Below are 390 nucleotides of genomic sequence, written 5' to 3' on the forward strand. Positions count from 1 at the left end.
TAATGATTCTGATTCGCTATCTGATATTTCTTCATAAAAGAGATTTAAATATTCTTCCTTATAATCTAATCCTTTATGATAGTTATTTTTATAATTCTCCATATACGCATATAAAGCAGGCTTATTTCCATGATCAATTATTTCCTCTAGACATGTTAAATCATAATCACCACTATTTGAAAATTTACCACTAATAATAGCATCACAATATAACACTTTATACTGTATTTCCCCCTTATGATTTATTTTATTTAGTAACTCCTCAGATTCATCATATAACCAACTTCGGCTAGGATAGTGCATATATGAGCGAGCAAGTAATAATTTACTTTGATCGTCATCTACGGTATCCACTGCCATTTTCAGATAATAATCAATTTTCTTATAATT

The 390-nt window shown here is 28.2% G+C and carries 1 protein-coding gene; it reads right to left on the reverse strand.

Features of this window, described 5'->3' with window-relative positions:
* Positions 1–354, reverse strand: a 354-nt coding sequence (locus tag AB4653_RS26015) for a hypothetical protein (protein WP_372105666.1), incomplete at its 3' end; no start/stop codon positions are given.
* Between the last annotated feature and the right edge of the window lie 36 nt (positions 355–390).

Source organism: Vibrio sp. 10N.222.48.A3 (genome assembly GCF_041475345.1).
GTDB lineage: Bacteria > Pseudomonadota > Gammaproteobacteria > Enterobacterales > Vibrionaceae > Vibrio > Vibrio tasmaniensis_A.